Annotated in this window: 19 protein-coding genes; all 19 read left to right on the forward strand. The window is 39.5% G+C overall.

Annotation, left to right across the window (positions count from 1 at the left end; translation table 11 throughout):
* The first annotated feature begins 72 nt into the window (after positions 1-72).
* On the forward strand, positions 73-306 hold the full coding sequence (gene acpP / locus ACRPLY_RS06940) for an acyl carrier protein (protein ID WP_013058905.1): 234 nt from the start codon (positions 73-75) through the stop codon (positions 304-306).
* Positions 307-487: 181 nt separating this feature from the next.
* Complete coding sequence (gene rnc, locus ACRPLY_RS06945; RefSeq protein ID WP_013058904.1) at positions 488-1,234, forward strand: ribonuclease III; 747 nt, start codon at positions 488-490, stop codon at positions 1,232-1,234.
* Positions 1,235-1,311: 77 nt separating this feature from the next.
* The gene (gene smc, locus ACRPLY_RS06950; RefSeq protein ID WP_432231694.1) at positions 1,312-4,872 is read left to right on the forward strand and encodes a chromosome segregation protein SMC; all 3,561 of its coding nucleotides are present in this window, start codon (positions 1,312-1,314) and stop codon (positions 4,870-4,872) included.
* Positions 4,873-4,897: 25 nt separating this feature from the next.
* The gene (gene ftsY, locus ACRPLY_RS06955; RefSeq protein ID WP_013058902.1) at positions 4,898-5,896 is read left to right on the forward strand and encodes a signal recognition particle-docking protein FtsY; all 999 of its coding nucleotides are present in this window, start codon (positions 4,898-4,900) and stop codon (positions 5,894-5,896) included.
* 273 nt (positions 5,897-6,169) lie between these two features.
* Complete coding sequence (locus ACRPLY_RS06960; protein WP_025750337.1) at positions 6,170-6,502, forward strand: putative DNA-binding protein; 333 nt, start codon at positions 6,170-6,172, stop codon at positions 6,500-6,502.
* A 12-nt stretch (positions 6,503-6,514) separates the two neighbouring features.
* Positions 6,515-7,858 (forward strand): signal recognition particle protein, encoded by a 1,344-nt coding sequence (gene ffh, locus ACRPLY_RS06965; protein ID WP_028411443.1) that lies wholly within the window; start codon positions 6,515-6,517, stop codon positions 7,856-7,858.
* A 137-nt stretch (positions 7,859-7,995) separates the two neighbouring features.
* On the forward strand, positions 7,996-8,268 hold the full coding sequence (gene rpsP / locus ACRPLY_RS06970) for a 30S ribosomal protein S16 (RefSeq protein ID WP_013058899.1): 273 nt from the start codon (positions 7,996-7,998) through the stop codon (positions 8,266-8,268).
* A gap of 11 nt (positions 8,269-8,279) precedes the next feature.
* Entirely contained in the window at positions 8,280-8,510 is a 231-nt protein-coding gene (locus tag ACRPLY_RS06975) for a KH domain-containing protein (RefSeq protein WP_013058898.1), read from the forward strand.
* 151 nt (positions 8,511-8,661) lie between these two features.
* Positions 8,662-9,045, forward strand: coding sequence for a YlqD family protein (locus ACRPLY_RS06980; RefSeq protein WP_013058897.1), 384 nt, complete (start codon positions 8,662-8,664; stop codon positions 9,043-9,045).
* A 12-nt stretch (positions 9,046-9,057) separates the two neighbouring features.
* Positions 9,058-9,570 carry a ribosome maturation factor RimM gene (gene rimM, locus ACRPLY_RS06985; RefSeq protein ID WP_028411442.1) on the forward strand — a complete coding sequence of 171 codons (513 nt, stop codon included), beginning with the start codon at positions 9,058-9,060 and terminating at the stop codon, positions 9,568-9,570.
* Entirely contained in the window at positions 9,570-10,310 is a 741-nt protein-coding gene (gene trmD, locus ACRPLY_RS06990) for a tRNA (guanosine(37)-N1)-methyltransferase TrmD (RefSeq protein WP_014458419.1), read from the forward strand. The genes rimM and trmD overlap by 1 nt, the downstream gene beginning before the upstream one ends.
* Positions 10,311-10,471: 161 nt before the next feature.
* Positions 10,472-10,816 (forward strand): 50S ribosomal protein L19, encoded by a 345-nt coding sequence (rplS, locus tag ACRPLY_RS06995; protein ID WP_013084808.1) that lies wholly within the window; start codon positions 10,472-10,474, stop codon positions 10,814-10,816.
* A 180-nt stretch (positions 10,817-10,996) separates the two neighbouring features.
* Positions 10,997-11,548 (forward strand): signal peptidase I, encoded by a 552-nt coding sequence (gene lepB / locus ACRPLY_RS07000; RefSeq protein ID WP_013058893.1) that lies wholly within the window; start codon positions 10,997-10,999, stop codon positions 11,546-11,548.
* Positions 11,549-11,569: 21 nt separating this feature from the next.
* Positions 11,570-12,436, forward strand: a complete 867-nt coding sequence (ylqF, locus tag ACRPLY_RS07005) for a ribosome biogenesis GTPase YlqF (RefSeq protein WP_025750333.1) — start codon at positions 11,570-11,572, stop codon at positions 12,434-12,436.
* A gap of 107 nt (positions 12,437-12,543) precedes the next feature.
* Entirely contained in the window at positions 12,544-13,311 is a 768-nt protein-coding gene (locus ACRPLY_RS07010; protein ID WP_033579775.1) for a ribonuclease HII, read from the forward strand.
* Between the two features lie 368 nt (positions 13,312-13,679).
* Complete coding sequence (sucC, locus tag ACRPLY_RS07015) at positions 13,680-14,840, forward strand: ADP-forming succinate--CoA ligase subunit beta (protein ID WP_013058890.1); 1,161 nt, start codon at positions 13,680-13,682, stop codon at positions 14,838-14,840.
* Positions 14,841-14,858: 18 nt separating this feature from the next.
* Positions 14,859-15,761: a succinate--CoA ligase subunit alpha gene (gene sucD / locus ACRPLY_RS07020; protein ID WP_013058889.1), complete on the forward strand. Its 903-nt coding sequence runs from the start codon at positions 14,859-14,861 to the stop codon at positions 15,759-15,761.
* Between the two features lie 63 nt (positions 15,762-15,824).
* On the forward strand, positions 15,825-16,706 hold the full coding sequence (gene dprA / locus ACRPLY_RS07025) for a DNA-processing protein DprA (RefSeq protein ID WP_033579776.1): 882 nt from the start codon (positions 15,825-15,827) through the stop codon (positions 16,704-16,706).
* Between the two features lie 154 nt (positions 16,707-16,860).
* Entirely contained in the window at positions 16,861-18,936 is a 2,076-nt protein-coding gene (topA, locus tag ACRPLY_RS07030) for a type I DNA topoisomerase (RefSeq protein ID WP_028411437.1), read from the forward strand.
* Positions 18,937-18,973: the final 37 nt, after the last annotated feature.

An 18,973-nucleotide genomic window follows, 5' to 3' on the forward strand; every position in this document is an offset into this window, starting at 1 on the left:
TAAACTTTATTATTCAACCATAGTATTTTAGATGGAAATCATCTATAATGACTTGAGGGGAGGTGAAGAACAATGGCAGAGGTACTAGAACGCGTAACAACAATCATTGTTGATCGTCTTGGTGTAGACAAAAGTGAAGTGAAACTAGAATCTAGTTTCAAAGAAGACTTAGGTGCTGACTCTCTAGACGTAGTTGAATTTGTAATGGAGCTTGAAGAGGAATTCGATATCGAAATTTCTGACGAAGAAGCTGAAAAAATTTCAACTGTAGGAGATGCAGTTAATTACATACAGAGCCAAATTTAATCTGTAGTATATGTATGAAAAGCCCCGTTAAACAGCGGGGCTTTCTCTTCTTTTTAAGAATTTCAAAAAAAGACCTCTTTTTTTTGAAAAGGTAGTGTATCTTTTAGGATACCTCGTTTTATAATGAGAGATGGTAGGGAAAAACTACGAAACAATTGAAGCAGGTAAGCGGAGGTATTTTATGCCTAAACAATATTCAAATCGAGATCGAAAGATGAACGTGAAATTCAAGCAAAATTTTGCCGAGTTTCAAAAGGAAATTGGTATTCAGTTTACAAATGAAGCGCTTCTTTTTCAAGCATTTACACATTCATCCTATGTGAATGAGCATCGCAGAAGACCGTATGAAGACAACGAGCGTCTTGAGTTTTTAGGAGATGCCGTATTAGAGCTAACCGTATCACAATTTTTATTTAAAAAGTATCCAACGATGAGTGAAGGTGAGTTAACGAAGCTTCGTGCAGCAGTTGTGTGTGAACCGTCGCTTGTTACTTTTGCAAATGAAATGGATTTTGGTAAACTAGTGTTACTTGGAAAAGGTGAAGAGATGACGGGCGGCCGATCTAGACCGGCTTTACTGGCCGATGTGTTTGAAGCATTTATCGGAGCTCTTTATTTAGACCAAGGGCTTGATACGGTAGTAACGATTCTAAAAAAAGTTGTCTTTCCAAAAATTAATGAAGGTGCTTTTTCTCATGTGATGGATTTCAAAAGCCAGCTTCAAGAAGTGATTCAACGTGATGGAGTTGGACAATTAGAATACAAAGTTTTGCAAGAAAAAGGTCCAGCGCATAATCGCGAATTCTTATCTCGCGTATCGTTAAATGGTGAAGAGCTCGGCGTTGGTGTAGGCCGTTCGAAAAAAGAAGCAGAGCAAAAAGCAGCTCAAGTAGCTATTACGAAAATTAGAGCAAGTCAAACGAAATAAAATGATCCCCCTCTTAACGCATTCGTTATAAAGGGGGATTTGCTATGAAAAGATTACATGTGTGAGGGGAGATTTCTATGTTCCTCAAACGATTAGATATTGCAGGGTTCAAATCGTTTGCAGAAAAAGTATCGATAGATTTTGTGCCAGGTGTAACGGCGGTAGTAGGACCGAATGGGAGCGGAAAAAGCAACATTACGGATGCTATACGCTGGGTGCTTGGAGAACAGTCAGCCAAATCGCTTCGTGGAGGGAAAATGGAGGACATTATTTTTGCAGGAAGCGAATCACGCCGTGCGGTAAACGTGGCTGACGTAACGCTGACTTTGGAAAATGATGACCAGTTTCTCCCGCTTGATTATCATGAAGTTAGTATTACAAGGCGCGTGTACCGCTCAGGAGACAGTGAATTTTTTATTAACAACCAGCCGTGCCGTTTAAAAGATATTGTCGATTTATTTATGGACTCAGGACTTGGAAGAGAAGCTTTTTCGATTATCAGTCAAGGAAAAGTAGAAGAAGTACTAAGCAGTAAATCTGACGAGCGCCGTAAAATTTTTGAAGAAGCAGCAGGTGTATTAAAATACAAAACGCGTAAACGAAAAGCGGAGCTTCGGCTTCTCGAAACGCAAGAAAATTTAAATCGAGTAGTAGATATTCTTCATGAAATTGAAGGTCAGTTAGAGCCTTTACAGATTCAATCGTCTATTGCAAAAGATTATTTGCAGAAAAAAGAAGAATTAGAGCACATTGATGTGGCTGTTACGGTATTTGAAGTTGAAGATCTTCATCAGAAATGGGAAAAATTAAAAGCTGAAATGGCTCAGCACGAGCAGCTTGAAGAATCTCTCGCGACCAATATTCGCACGCGTGAAGGAGAAATTCAGACCCTTCGTTCGCATATTCAGCAAATCGATGAACAGCTAGACTCTTTACATAAAAAACTACTATATGTAAGTGAAGAAGTAGAAAAGCTAGAAGGCAAAAAAGAAGTATTAAAAGAGCGTAAGAAAAATGCTTTTCAAAATAAAGAGCAGCTGGAACGTTTAGTAAAAGAGTATACTCATAAGCATCAAGAGCTAAGTAAAGCAAAAGACAGCGAAGGAAAAGATCTTGAGCAATCTCAAAAAGAAGTGCAAGAGATACGTCTGAAGCTTACTGAGCAGGAACAGTTGTTCAGGCAGTACAGTGAGAATCTAGAAGAAAAACTTGAACAGATGAAAAGCGAATATTTTGAATTAGCGAACGCTCAAACATCCGCTCGAAATGAAATTTCATTTTTAGAGCAGCAAAAAATGCAAACGTTTGAAAAAGAGCAGCGCTTAACAAAATCCAACGAGCAATACGTCCAACAGCGCCGTGAATTAGCGCAGCGAAAAGAAGCGGCGATCAAAAGGCTCGCTCAGTTTCGTCAAGAGCTTCAGCAGGCTGTACAAGTGTATAAGCAGCAAGGAGAGAAGCTTGAGTCATTAAGGCAAGCCTATCGTAAACAAGAGTCTACGCTTTATCAAGCTTATCAGTACGTGCAACAGACAAAATCACGAAAAGAAATGCTTGAAGAGATGCAAGAAGACTATGAAGGTTATTTTCACGGTGTAAAAGAAGTACTAAAAGCGCGTGATGGGAAGCTTGCAGGTATTAAAGGTGCCATTGCTGAGCTAATTAATGTCCCAAAAGAGTATGAAACAGCGCTTGAAATTGCGCTTGGAGGAGCAGCTCAGCACATTGTCGTTCAAGACGAACAAAGTGCCCGTCAGGCAATTGGCTTTTTGAAACAAAACGGTTACGGAAGAGCTACATTTTTACCACTGACGTCTGTAAAAGACCGTTATGTTCCGGCTCAAACTATTTCTATGCTAGAGAGTCACGAAGCGTATGTAGGAATCGCTTCATCTCTTGTTAAATACGAAGCTACTTACGACCGAGTTATTAAAAATTTGCTTGGAACCGTTATTGTTGTCAATGATTTAAAAGGCGCGAATGAACTTGCCCGTCTTGTGCAGCATCGCTATCGTTTTGTGACCGTTAAAGGGGATGTGGTCAACCCCGGTGGTTCGATGACAGGCGGTTCAATGAAGCAAAAGTCCAACTCTTTGTTAGGCCGTCAGCGTGAAGTGGAAGTCATTACGGCAAAAATAGAAGAGATGGAACAAAAGACGCTTGTGCTCGAGCAAGATGTGAAAGATAAAAAGTCACAGATTGAAGAGCTTCAACAGGAAATTAATAAACAGCAGGCATTTGTGGAACGCTTGAAAGACAAAGAGCAGGAATCTGACCGAGAAGTAAAGCAAATTGACATCGAAGAAAAAGCAGTGAATGACCGCTTAACCATGTATGATCATGATATTGCTAGCTTTAGACAAGATCAAACAAGCTTGTCCGCTCGAATTGATGAGCTGCATACGAGTTTGCAGGGAAATCAGCAGCAGGCAAATGTATTAGAGAAAAACATTGAAGAGTTAGCTGCACGCAAGCATACACAGCAAACGTCTAAAGAAACGGTTCAACATGAGCTTACAGAAGTAAAAGTGCTTCTTGCGAAAAAAGAACAGTTCCTCACAAATCAGCAAGAAAAATACGAAAGAGTGTGCTTTGAGCTTGATCAAACCATTCAGCGTTTGTCTGAAGCTACAGATGATCTTTCTCTTTTAACGAGTGAAATCACGAGCAACGACTCGGGTGAACTTCAGCTCGAAGAAGCGGCGCATGAGCGAATAAAAGAAAAGACAGAAACGTTACAATTAATGGATGACTGCAGATCAGAGCGGTTGAAAGCCCAGAATAAGCTTGAAGACGAAGAAAGGGTTGTAAAAGAGCTCCAGCGTCAGTACAAACAAATTACGGATGCTTTAAAAGATGAAGAAGTCAAAATCAATCGAATTGACGTAGAGCTAGACAGCCGTCTCCAGCAGCTGACAGAAGAGTACGAAATTAGCTTTGAAGCAGCAAAAGAAAAGTATCCTTTAACATTAGATATTCAAGAAGCAAGGAAAAAAATCAAGCTCATTAAGCTGGCAATTGATGAATTAGGAACCGTAAACTTAGGTTCTATCGAACAATACGAACGCGTTTCAGAACGCTATGAATTTTTAAATACGCAGCGAGCTGACCTCGACGAAGCGAAAAATACCCTGTATCAAGTGATTGAAGAAATGGACGAGGAAATGAAGAAACGTTTTTCTGATACGTTCTCTCGTATCCGCAATGAATTTGGTACAGTGTTCTCTTCACTATTCGGAGGAGGAAAAGCGGATTTGAAATTAACAGATCCGAAAGATTTATTAAATACAGGGGTGGAAATTGTTGCCCAGCCTCCTGGGAAAAAACTGCAGAATCTAGGGTTGCTGTCAGGCGGCGAGCGTTCGTTAACAGCCATTGCCCTCCTGTTTTCTATTTTGAAAGTACGTCCGGTGCCGTTTTGTGTGCTAGATGAAGTGGAAGCGGCGCTTGATGAAGCGAACGTTCATCGCTTCGCTACGTATCTACGCAAATTTAGTAATCAAACACAGTTCATTGTTATTACTCACCGAAAAGGTACAATGGAAGAAGCTGACGTACTGTACGGTGTGACAATGCAAGAATCTGGCGTATCGAAATTAGTCTCTGTTCGTTTAGAAGAATCAAAGCAATATGTTTAACTCATAGAATGAAAGGGTGGTACGAATGAGCTTTTTTAAGAAATTAAAAGAAAAAATTACAATGCAAACGGATTCTGTTACACAAAAATTTAAAGATGGACTATCAAAAACACGCAATTCTTTTTCGGAACGTGTGAATGATCTAGTGTCTCGCTATCGTCAAGTAGACGAAGAGTTTTTTGAGGAATTAGAGGAAATTTTAATTAGCGCTGATGTCGGCGTGGCTACCGTGTTGGATTTAATTGATGACTTAAAATCGGAAGTGAAACGCCGTAATATTAAGGACCCTCAAGATGTACAGGCTGTCATCTCTGAGAAATTAATTGATATTTATGAATCTGGTGAAGAGCAGATTGGTGAATTAAATATGCAGCAAAATGATTTAACGGTTATTTTGTTTGTAGGGGTAAACGGCGTTGGGAAAACAACAACAATTGGGAAAATTGCACATAAATTCAAACAAGAAGGCAAAAAAGTCGTAATGGCGGCAGGAGATACGTTCCGTGCCGGTGCGATTGAGCAGTTAGAAGTATGGGGAGAACGCGTTGGTGTTGATGTTATTAAGCAATCTGCAGGCTCTGACCCTGCCGCTGTCATGTATGACGCTGTTCAGTCAGCCAAGGCTCGAAAAGCAGATGTTTTATTATGTGATACAGCAGGTCGCCTTCAAAACAAAGTGAATTTAATGAAAGAATTAGAGAAAGTAAAGCGTGTTATTGAGCGAGAAATTCCTGGTGCTCCGCATGAAGTGCTTCTCGTACTTGATGCGACGACGGGTCAAAACGCTTTAAGTCAGGCTAAAACATTCTCAGAAGCAACGAACGTGACTGGAATTGTGTTAACAAAACTAGATGGTACGGCTAAAGGCGGGATTGTTCTTGCCATTCGAAACGAACTGAAGCTTCCTGTTAAATTCGTTGGACTTGGAGAAAAAGTAGACGACCTTCAGCCGTTTGACACGGAGCAATATATCTATGGGTTATTTGCCAATGCTGTAGAAGAAGAAACAGAAAAAGAGGCGTAATCTAAAAAGAGGCTGGGATAAAAGTATCTTCGTTGAAGGAAGATCCGAACGATTAATCGTTCGGATCTTTTTATTAGTAGGGTGGACGCAGGTTTCATATTTAGTCGTCTTTAAATTGAAGTAATTTAGTTATGTTTCCATCTCTTTTAAGTGGAAAAATGTGAGGTGTTAAGGAAAAAACTTGACATTCAAACCTCGCCTAGTTAAACTAATAACATGTAAAGGCTTTTCACTTAACAAGGGGGCGGTCAGATGGTTGAAAAGAGCGTGCATATGCTCGAGAAAACAACAAGAATGAATTACTTATTTGACTTCTATCAGGCGCTGTTGACGCCCAAACAAAGAAGTTATATGTCACTTTATTACTTGGATGATTATTCCCTCGGTGAAATAGCGGAAGAATTTGATGTGAGTCGTCAAGCAGTTTATGATAATATAAAACGTACAGAGCAAATGCTTGAACAATATGAGGAAAAGCTATTGTTATTTCAACGGTTTCAAGAGCGTCAATCAATTGTTCAACAACTGAAAGACGAACTTGCAGCCGACTTACACAAGAACAGTAAGCTTTCTTCTCTTCTTGATTCGCTCGAGAAATTAGATTAGGGGGCGGCGTATATGGCATTTGAAGGATTAGCCGACCGTTTGCAAAGCACACTGCAAAAGTTAAAAGGAAAAGGAAAAGTTAACGAAGCTGATGTTAAAGAAATGATGCGTGAAGTTAGACTTGCCCTTTTAGAAGCCGATGTAAACTTTAAAGTAGTAAAAGACTTTGTTAAGCGCGTAAGCGAACGTGCTGTAGGTCAAGACGTTCTTAAGAGCTTAACGCCTGGACAGCAAGTTATTAAGGTTGTACAAGAAGAATTAACTGCACTTATGGGCGGAGAGCAAAGCAAGATTGCAGTAGCTCCAAAAGCTCCAACTGTAATTATGATGGTTGGACTTCAAGGTGCAGGTAAAACAACAACAACTGGTAAACTTGCCAATTTATTACGTAAAAAATATAACCGTAATCCATTGCTTGTAGCAGCAGATATTTATCGTCCGGCAGCTATTAAACAGCTTGAAACACTAGGGAAACAGCTTAGCATGTCTGTTTTTTCATTAGGTGATCAAGTAAGTCCTGTGGAGATTGCGAAACAAGCTATTGCTCATGCGAAAGAAGAGCATCACGATTATGTATTAATTGATACAGCGGGACGTTTGCATGTTGATGAAAATCTAATGGAGGAGTTAGAACAGATCAAAGAGCTTTCTAACCCAGACGAAATTTTCCTTGTTGTCGATGCGATGACGGGTCAAGATGCAGTAAACGTTGCGGATAGCTTTAATAAGCAATTAGGATTAACTGGCGTTGTATTAACGAAACTAGACGGCGATACGCGCGGTGGTGCAGCGCTTTCTATTCGTGCAGTAACTGATACACCAATTAAGTTTGTCGGTCTTGGAGAAAAGATGGATGCTATTGAAGCATTCCACCCAGAGCGTATGGCTTCCCGTATCTTAGGTATGGGTGATGTGCTGACGCTTATCGAAAAGGCTCAGGCAAATGTAGATGCTGAAAAGGCAAAAGAGCTTGAAGCTAAGCTGCGCACGCAGTCATTTACATTTGATGACTTTTTAGATCAACTTGCTCAGGTGCGTCAAATGGGACCGCTTGATGAGCTAATTGGTATGCTTCCGGGCGCCAATAAAGTAAAGGGGCTCAAAAACCTGCAGGTTGATGAAAAGCAAATTAATCATGTAGAAGCAATTATTCGTTCGATGACGAAAGCGGAAAAAACAAACCCTGAAATCATTAATTCAAGTCGAAGAAAGCGTATTGCAAAAGGAAGCGGACGTTCTGTACAAGAAGTCAATCGTTTGCTTAAACAATTTGAAGACATGAAAAAAATGATGAAACAAATGACAAATATGTCAAAAGGCAAGAAAAAGGGTATGAAACTTCCATTCTTTTCATGATAAAATGCTTGATTTGAACTGAAAAAACCAAAGAAAATAAAATATTTTTCTAGTGTTAAGAAAAAAACCTTTACAAACATTTTACCTATTTGATATTATATTATCTTGTTGAAACATATTCGGAGGTGCTTTATAAAATGGCAGTAAAAATTCGTTTAAAACGTATGGGAGCTAAAAAATCTCCTTTCTATCGTATCGTAGCAGCAGACTCTCGTTCACCACGTGATGGACGTTACATCGAAGTAGTTGGAACTTACAATCCTGTAGTTCAACCAGCTGAAGTTAAAATCGATGAAGAGCTAGCTCTTAAATGGTTACAAAATGGTGCTAAACCATCTGATACAGTTCGTAACCTTTTCTCTAACGAAGGCATCATGGAAAAATTCCATAATGCTAAATTAGGAAAATAATTTCACTCGAGATGACATCACTAATCGAAACAATTGTAAAGCCGCTTGTTGATTATCCAGCTGATGTTAAAGTGGAGGAACAAGAAGATGAACGTCAAGTGACTTACATCCTTACTGTTCACCAAGAAGATGTCGGCAAAGTAATCGGCAAACAAGGCCGCGTTGCAAAAGCGATTCGAACTGTTGTGAATGCAGCAGCATCACAGCAAGGTAAAAAAGTGTATGTGAAAATTCAAGAGTAATCAAAAAGGGAGAGGGATAACCTCCCCCTTTTTTTATGTTATGATAAGATGAACGTTTTGATCACAGTAAGTCTTTTGCGAGCAAGAAGCAGCTATTTCAATATGCATGTAAAAAGCACAAGGTCACTATCTTGAGGGCGGAGGGAACGTTTTGAACATTATTCAAAAAGTGGTTGTGAAACAAGTGTTAACTGAAGCAAGCAAACAAGATCTTGAAAATCGTTTTATAAACCGCAAGCAGGCGCTTGAAAAGGAAATGGAACAGCTGAAATTTCAGTTAAAGCACATGGAAAAAGCCAATAAAGGTTCTTCTTTATTACATAGTCAATTTGAAAAAGAAAAATCCGCTCGCCTTGAAAAAATTGAAGTGTTGAACTTTCAGCTGACGCAATTAGAAAAGCTTCCTTTAGGGAGCGAACTCGTTGAAACGGAACTGGATGCCTTAGTAGAGGTAAAAATCGGCGATGATTGGGAAAAGATAAAAGAAAGTAAAACAATTATTATAAAAGATAGCAAAGTTGTTGAGATTAGATAGAGGTGAAGAAGCATGAAATGGTTTAAGGTTGGAAAAATTGTGAATACCCATGGTGTAAAAGGAGAAATTCGTATTGTATCAACTACGGATTTTGCTGATGAGCGCTATGAAAAAGGAAATAAACTTTATATCTTCAAAGAAAAGCAAAGCGAGCCGGTGGAAGTAACGGTAGCAAGCCATCGCAGGCATAAAAATTTTGATCTGCTTACATTCGAAGGCTATCACAACGTAAATGATGTTGAGCAGTACAAAAACTGCGAAGTGAAAATTCCTGAGGAGCAGCTAACTGATTTAGAAGACGGTGAATTTTATTTCCACGAAATTATTGGCTGTACAGTAAAAACAGAAGACGGAGTAGAGGTAGGAACGGTCAAAGAAATTCTAACGCCGGGAGCTAATGATGTGTGGGTCGTTAAAAAAGGCGGAAAAGAAGTTCTTATTCCTTACATCGACGACGTTGTACAATCTATTGATATAGAGGAAAAAGAGATTGTTATTACAGTAATGGAAGGGTTATTGGACTAATGAAAATTGATGTACTATCGCTATTTCCTTCTATGTTTGACGGTGTTTTTGGTGAATCAATTTTGAAAAAAGCACAGGAAAAAAATGCGGTTGAACTGAATGTAGTTAATTTCCGAGAATATTCTACGAACAAACATCAAAATGTGGACGATTATCCTTACGGCGGAGGTGCTGGAATGGTATTGACACCTCAGCCTATTTTTGACGCTGTAGAAAAGCTGACTGAAACAGCTAAGAAGCCCCGGGTAGTTTTGCTTTGTCCGCAGGGCGAACGCTATACACAGGCAAAAGCAGAAGAACTAGCAGCAGAAGAGCATTTAATTTTTATTTGCGGTCATTACGAAGGATATGATGAACGAATTCGTGAGCAGCTGGTAACTGATGAAATTTCAATTGGTGACTATGTATTAACTGGAGGAGAGCTTGGTGCAATGGTTGTGATCGATAGCGTTGTTCGCCTGCTTCCTGATGTGCTTGGCAATAATCATTCAGCTGTACAAGACTCACACAGTACAGGTTTACTAGAGCACCCCCACTATACGCGTCCTGCTGATTTTAGAGGCTTAACAGTTCCTGAAGTACTTATGTCAGGAAATCATAAAAAAATTGAACAGTGGCGCCAAAAAGAGTCTTTAAAGCGCACGTTGCTTCGAAGACCGGATATGCTTGAAAAGATGGAGCTAACGGAAGAGCAAAAGAAACTAGTAGCTCAATTAAAAGAGGAAAACAACCTTTCATAAATCCATAAAATTTATGCATAAACTCTGTTGCATACGGTATAAGAGTGTGCTAAGATAGATTTTGTGGCTTGGGCAGATGTCTGGTCACCTATAACGATGTTCCGCTGCAATGATTGAAAAGCATTGGTATGAGCGTCTGTTGGAAGGAGTTGAAACACGCGATGCAAAAATTAATCGAAGAGATTACAAAAGAACAATTAAAAACAGATCTTCCTACGTTCCGTCCTGGTGATACTGTACGTGTACACGTAAATATCGTTGAGGGTACTCGTGAACGTGTTCAGGTATTTGAAGGTGTTGTTATTAAGCGTCGTGGCGGTGGTATCAGCGAAACATTTACAGTACGTAAGATTTCTTACGGTGTAGGTGTAGAGCGTACATTCCCACTTCATACGCCAAAAATTGCAAAAATCGAAGTAATGCGCCGCGGTAAAGTACGCCGTGCGAAACTTTATTACCTACGTGAATTACGTGGTAAAGCTGCGCGTATTAAAGAAATTCGATAATAGTAAAGGGGAGCTTGTTTATACAAGCTCCTTTTTTCAAATGTTTTTTTAGAACGATTCGTTCTCTGACAGTGAAAAATAGACGTACAAGTCATCATTTTTTTATTCTATTTATTTATTAGGCGTTTCAAACATTATCGTTTAAAATAAAGGTATGACATAAGAGTTGGAGGACTGAAGATGGCTCGAAAGAAAAATGAACTGTGGGAATGGATAAAAGCAATCGCCATTGCCGTACTGTTAGCTGTTGTAATTCGCTATTTTTTGTTTGCACCGATTGTAGTAGATGGACTTTCTATGATGCCTACGCTGCATGACCAAAATCGAATGATTGTAAATAAGTTCTCCTATAAGATTGGTGATCCTGATCGCTTTGATATTATTGTTTTTCATGCTACAGCGGAAAAAGATTACATAAAACGTATTATCGGACTGCCGGGTGATCATATTGAGTATCGAAATGATACGCTATATGTAAATGGAAAAGCTTATAAAGAGCCCTATTTAGATCAGTATAAAAAAGAAGTGATTGACGGTAATTTAACCGAAGATTTTAAACTAGAAGACGTAACGGGTAAAAAGACCGTGCCAGAAGGCTATTTGTTCGTGATGGGAGACAATCGACGCTACAGTAAAGACAGCCGTCAGATTGGCTTTGTGAGCATGGACAAGGTGCTTGGTAAAACGAGTGCCGTATACTGGCCGATTAAAGAAGCGCGTTTTGCAAAGTAAAATATAAAAGGTGAGTAAAATATGACAATTCAATGGTTTCCTGGCCATATGGCCAAGGCCAGAAGACAAGTAACTGAAAAGCTAAAATTGATTGATATTGTATACGAACTGGTTGATGCACGCATTCCGCAATCATCGCGAAATCCAATGATTGATGAGATTATTGTGAACAAGCCCAGAATCGTATTGTTGAATAAAGTGGACAAAGCGGATCCGCGCGTCACTCAGCAGTGGTTAGATTATTACAAAGAACAAGGTATTTATGCCTTAGCTATTGACGCACAAGCAGGTAAAGGAATGAAACAAATTGTTTCGTCTTCTAAAGAACTTCTTCAAGAGAAGTTTGACCGCATGCGCGCAAAAGGAGTTAAAAAACCCCGCGCTATCCGTGCGATGATTGTAGGGATTCCTAACGTCGGTAAATCAACGCTAATTAATCGCCTTGCCAGCAAAAAAATCGCCAAGACGGGAGATCGTCCAGGTGTGACGCAGGCACAGCAGTGGATTAAGGTAGGAAACGAGCTAGAGCTGCTTGATACGCCAGGTATTTTGTGGCCTAAGTTTGAAGATGAAACAGTTGGATATAAGCTTGCGACAACGGGTGCTATCAAAGATACCATTTTAAATATGCAAGATGTCGCTGTTTATGCGCTGCGCTTCTTAACTAGCCATTACCCAGAACAATTAAAGCAGCGTTATGATTTAAATGAAATCCCTGAAGACATTGTAGAGCTTTTTGATGCAATTGGGTCGCGCCGCGGCTGTTTAATGGGTGGCGGCATGGTGGATTACGATAAAACAGCTGAGCTTGTTCTTCGAGAAATTCGAACGGATAAAATTGGCACCTTTACATTTGATGATCCAAGTGAAGCTGAACAACAGCTGTAAGCAACACATTGCGAACTGAAGCAAAAAACGCCTCTGCCTTTTCAGCATGAGGCGTTTTTTATGTGAAAGTGCCGCGTGAAAATGTTGATATAAAGAAGGTGGAGCTAATGAAAAAGAGTATTAAGGAAATAAAAGAGGAACTAAAGCAAGTGAGAAGCCCGGAAGATGCTTTATTTAAGGCATATGCGCAAGATGAGCGTAAAGGTGTGCAGCAGGTTATTATTCAAAAACAAAGGCAATTTGAAGCGGCTGAGCGCTTGAAGCAACAGTTTGATGAAATGATGGCATATGAAAATGAATTATATAGGCAAGGAGCAACTTATATTGCCGGAGTAGACGAAGTAGGAAGGGGACCGTTAGCAGGACCGGTAGTAGCAGCTGCTGTTATTTTGCCTCCCGATTTTTTTCTCCCTGGTCTGACGGATTCAAAGAAGTTATCAGAAGCAAAGCGAGAAGCGTTTTATGAAGAAATTTGTAAAAAAGCTGTCGCTATCGGTATAGGGATTATAGACGCAGAGGTCATTGATTCTATTAATATTTACGAAGCAACAAAAAAGGCAATGACTGAAGCCATTGAACTGCTGGCAGTTCAGCCTGATGAACTGCTCATTGATGCGATGAAGCTGCCGGTGCCTATTTCGCAGCAGTCAATCATTAAAGGCGATGCTACAAGCATTTCAATTGCTGCAAGTTCTGTTATTGCAAAAGTGACGCGAGATCGAATGATGAAAGAACTTGGTGAACGCTATCCTGCATACGGATTCGAAAAACATATGGGATATGGAACAAAACAACATTTAGAAGCAATCGAACAATATGGAATTTTGCCAGAACACCGCCGATCTTTTGCACCGATAAAAAACCAAGTAAACTAGAACATGATACCCGAGCATATCTCTGCTTTTTAGCGCATGTTTCAATGCGGGATTCTAGGCTTAAAAAGAATATAGCCTATGTAAGCGGAGATATTGCAGCGGGAAAAATTCGTAAATTATTTTCCTCTCAGTCTGCTTTAGTTATGAAGGTTGATTTACATGATCAACCACACGTTTAACGTCCGCAGAGCCTCATCTACTTCATAAGGTATGGTTAAGTACTATCTCCATAAAAATATCAATTTTCTTATTATTTCAATATTTTTCACTAGAATAGTAGACAATTAGACAATTATTTTTATACAATGAAAGCGCAGTCTATTTTGTGCAGTATAGTTTTGTGGTTGATTATGTTAGGAGGATGGGAAATGAATATCCATGAGTATCAAGGAAAAGAACTACTCAGAAAATATGGGGTTGCAGTACCAAACGGTCGAGTAGCTTTTACTGTTGAAGAAGCAGTTGAAGCAGCAAAGGAATTAGGTTCACAAGTATCAGTGGTGAAAGCACAAATCCATGCTGGTGGACGCGGTAAAGCGGGCGGTGTCAAAGTAGCAAAAAACTTAGATGAAGTTCGTACATATGCACAAGATATTTTAGGAAAGACCCTCGTAACGCACCAAACAGGCCCTGAAGGAAAAGAAGTTAAGCGCTTGTTAGTTGAAGAGGGATGCGATATTAAGAAAGAATACTACATCGGTTTAGTTCTTGATCGTGCAACGTCTCAAGTTGTATTGATGGGTTCTGAAGAAGGTGGAACTGAAATTGAAGAAGTGGCGGAAAAAACGCCTGAAAAAATCTTTAAAGAATATGTAGATCCGGCGATTGGTTTACAAGCATTCCAAGCTCGCAGACTTGCATTTAATATTAATATTCCAAAAGAATTAGTTGGAAAAGCAGTTAAATTCATGACAGGTTTATATACAGTATTTGTTGAAAAAGACTGCTCAATTGCAGAGATTAACCCTCTAGTTGTAACAGGTGACGGAGACGTTATGGCATTGGATGCGAAGTTAAACTTTGATTCAAATGCGCTGTATCGCCAAAAAGATATTCTTGAATATCGTGACCTTGAAGAGGAAGATGCTAAAGAAATTGAAGCATCTAAATACGACTTAAGCTACATTTCACTAGACGGTAATATCGGTTGTATGGTAAACGGTGCAGGTTTAGCGATGGCAACGATGGATATTATTAAGCATTACGGAGGCGACCCTGCTAACTTCCTGGATGTTGGGGGCGGCGCAACTGCTGAAAAAGTAACAGAAGCATTTAAAATTATTTTATCTGACCAAAATGTAAAAGGTATTTTCGTTAATATTTTCGGCGGAATTATGAAATGTGATGTTATTGCAACAGGTGTTGTTGAAGCAACAAAACAAGTTGGATTAAGCCTTCCATTAGTTGTTCGCTTAGAAGGAACAAACGTTGAACTTGGAAAAGAAATTTTACAAAAATCAGGCTTAAATATCACAGCTGCTGAATCTATGGCAGACGGCGCACAAAAAATCGTTTCACTAGTGAAATAGAAAGGCTGGGGGATAGGAATGAGCGTATTTATTAATCAAGATACAAAAGTAATTGTACAAGGAATTACAGGCGGAGTTGGCCTTTTTCATACACAGCAAATGTTAGAATATGGAACGAAAATTGTTGGTGGCGTAACGCCGGGTAAAGGCGGCTTAGAAGTAGAAGGTGTTCCGGTATTTAATACGGTTGCCGAGGCGAAAGAAAAAACAGGCGCAACGGCTTCTGTTGTATATGTTCCACCAGCATTCGCAGCTGACTCCATTATTGAAGCAGTTGACGCAGATTTAGATTTAGTTATTTGTATTACAGAAGGTATTCCAGTATTAGATATGGTAAAAGTAAAGCGTTATATGGAAGGAAAACGTACGCGTCTTGTAGGGCCTAACTGCCCAGGTGTTATTACACCGGAAGAATGTAAAATTGGCATTATGCCAGGGTACATTCACAAAAAAGGTCATGTAGGTGTAGTTTCGCGTTCTGGTACATTAACATATGAAGCTGTTCACCAACTTTCTGAAGCTGGAATTGGCCAATCAACAGCTGTTGGTATCGGCGGTGACCCGGTGAATGGCACGAACTTTATCGATGTATTAAAAGCGTTTAATGAAGATGAAGATACGTATGCAGTAATTATGATTGGGGAAATCGGCGGTACAGCAGAAGAAGAAGCGGCAGAATGGGTAAAAGCAAATATGACAAAACCTGTTGTCGGCTTCATTGGCGGTCAAACAGCGCCTCCAGGAAAACGTATGGGCCATGCTGGTGCGATTATTTCAGGTGGTAAAGGGACAGCGTCTGAAAAAATTAAAACAATGAATGAGTGCGGTATCCAAGTAGCTGAAACACCATCTGTTATGGGAGAAACACTTATTAAAGTGTTAAAAGAACAAGGCATTTACGAGCAGTGTAAGACTCATTAATAGAAGACATATAGCCTCCTTTGACCGGGGGCTATTTTGTCCATTTAAAAAGGAGATTGTAGAATGTCTGGTTTACGGGAAAAATTAATTCATTTAGCACATTGTCCATCTGTTAATTGGAAACAAATTTTTACGCTACTTCAACAGAATTCTTCATTACAAAATCTCTACGAGTACTCTCCATCACAGCTTCAAAAACTATTGACTCTCTCGATTGAACGTGCTAATCAAATAAAAAAAGATTTGCAAACTATTCCAATACGAGATATTCTAGATAAATATGACGCTGAGAATATTCGATGTGTCACCATCTTAGATGATGAATATCCTGAACTTTTGCGCCATATTTATGATCCGCCTTGGGTATTATTTGCAAGGGGGAACTTGTCTCTTTTACACGCTCCGGCAAGCTTAAGCGTTGTAGGAACAAGAAATCCTACTTCATATGGAACTGCAGCTTTAACTCGTATTGTTAAGCCGATGCTGCATGAAGAATTTGTCGTTGTGAGTGGGCTAGCCTTAGGAATTGACCAGGCTGCTCATGAACTGGCTATCGCTGAAAAAGCTAAAACGATTGCAGTTTTAGGCGGAGGGTTTTATAATATTTACCCAAGAGGAAACCAAAATTTAGCAAGAGAAATTGCGCAGCATCATTTGCTGCTTTCTGAATATGCCCCGTTTATGAAGCCGACGAAATGGTTTTTCCCTCGCAGAAACAGAATCATTAGCGGATTAACAGGAGGCACGTTGGTGGTGCAAGCAAAAGAAAGAAGTGGATCTTTTATTACCGCCGACCAGGCGCTTCAGCAAGGAAGAGAAGTATTTGCCATACCGGGTTCTATTTTTGAAGAAACATCATGTGGAACGAATAAGTTAATCCAATTAGGGGCAAAACTTGTGCAAAGCGCTGCTGATATTACAGATGAAATGATGTATATAAGATGAATGTTTCAAAGTAGTCATATTCTTGCATGGTATGAAATACTAGTGAGATACGTAGGAAAATCGTATGACTTATCTTTTTGACATTTGACAAACAAGAACCAAATATTTAATAATAATGAAGATTTTATTCTACCTCTTGAGGAGGAACAAATAGATGTCTGACTACCTAGTAATTGTAGAATCGCCTGCAAAGGCTAAAACAATTGAACGTTATTTAGGAAAGAAATATAAAGTAAAAGCATCGATGGGACATGTTCGCGATTTACCTAAAAGTCAAATGGGAATTGATATTGAACAAGATTACAACCCGAAATATATTACAATTCGCGGGAAAGGCCCGGTTTTAAAAGAACTAAAAACAGCGGCTAAAAAAGCAAAAAAGATTTACCTAGCAGCCGATCCAGACCGTGAAGGAGAAGCGATTGCATGGCATTTGGCGCACAGTTTGGATGTAGACATTGCATCGGACTGCCGCGTAGTATTTAACGAGATTACAAAAGAAGCGATTAAAGAATCTTTTAAACATCCACGAGCAATTAATATGGATTTAGTAGATGCTCAACAAGCACGACGTATTCTTGACAGGCTGGTTGGCTACAATATCAGTCCATTGCTGTGGAAAAAAGTGAAAAAAGGATTAAGTGCCGGAAGGGTTCAATCAATTGCAGTGCGGTTAATTATTGATCGTGAAAAAGAAATTGCAAAGTTTATCCCAGAAGAATACTGGACGGTAAAAGCAACTTTTCAAAAAGGGAACGACCAGTTTGAAGGCCAGTTAATCGAATATCAAGGGAAAAAAGTAGAGCTATCGAATGAAGATGATGTAACCAACATTGTTAAACAATTAGATGGAAACGAATTTTCAATTTCTAAAGTAACAAAACGTGAGCGAAAGCGTAATGCGGCTCCTTCTTTTACCACGTCTTCATTACAGCAAGAGGCAGCGCGGAAACTGAACTTCCGAGCGAAAAAAACGATGATGATTGCGCAGCAATTATATGAAGGAATTGATTTAGGAAAAGAAGGTACAGTAGGTCTTATCACGTATATGCGTACCGATTCTACTCGTATTTCAGAAACAGCTCAAACAGAAGCTAGAGATTACATTACGAACGCGTACGGAAATCAGTTTGTGGCAACGGAAAAGCGTAAAGAAAAGAAGAATTCAAATGCGCAAGATGCCCACGAAGCGATTCGTCCAACTTCAGCTCTTCGTAAACCAGGAGAGGTAAAAGAGTTCTTATCGCGTGATCAGTATCGACTGTATAAGTTAGTATGGGAGCGCTTCGTTGCTAGTCAAATGGCACCTGCCATTATGGATACAATGGCTGTAGATTTGAAAAATGGAGACGTAACATTTAGAGCGAACGGCTCAAAAGTTAAATTTCCAGGTTTTATGAAAGTGTATGTTGAAGGCAATGATGATCAAGTGGAGGAAAAAGAAAATCTTCTTCCAGACTTAGAAGAAGGAGAAGTAGCTTATTCTAAGGACATCGATGAAAAGCAGCACTTCACACAGCCGCCGCCAAGATATACAGAAGCTCGTTTAGTTAAGACATTAGAAGAGCTAGGCATTGGCCGACCGTCTACATATGCTCCAACACTTGATACGATTCAAAAGCGCGGATACGTAGCGCTCGATAACAAGCGTTTTGTTCCAACAGAACTTGGAGAAATTGTACTAGAGCTTGTATTGGAGTTTTTTCCGGAAATTTTAGATGTAGAGTTTACAGCTAAAATGGAAAACGATTTGGATGAAGTGGAAGATGGTAATGTTCAATGGGTGCGTGTTATTGACGAATTTTACAGTGATTTTGAAAAACGCTTAGAACATGCTGAAAAAGAAATGCGCGAAGTGGAGATTAAAGATGAACCTGCCGGAGAAGACTGTGAAGAATGCGGTTCACCTATGGTATACAAAATGGGACGCTACGGAAAATTTATGGCATGCTCTAATTTCCCTGACTGTCGCAACACGAAGCCAATTGTAAAAGAGATTGGCGTAAAGTGTCCGAAATGTGAAGAAGGAAATATCGTTGAGCGAAAATCGAAGAAAAAGCGTACATTTTATGGCTGTGATCGATTCCCGGGCTGTGACTTCGTATCTTGGGATAAACCGATTGCAAGAAAATGTCCGAAATGTGAAAATCTGCTTGTAGAGAAGAAACAGAAAAAAGGAACTCAAGTCGTCTGTACAAGTTGTGATTATAAAGAGGAAGCTCAGCAGTAAAAGAGAATGGGATGAATTCCCACACTTTAAATTTAAA

It is taken from the genome of Priestia sp. TGN 0903 (assembly GCF_050846855.1).
GTDB classification, from domain to species: Bacteria; Bacillota; Bacilli; order Bacillales; family Bacillaceae_H; genus Priestia; species Priestia zanthoxyli.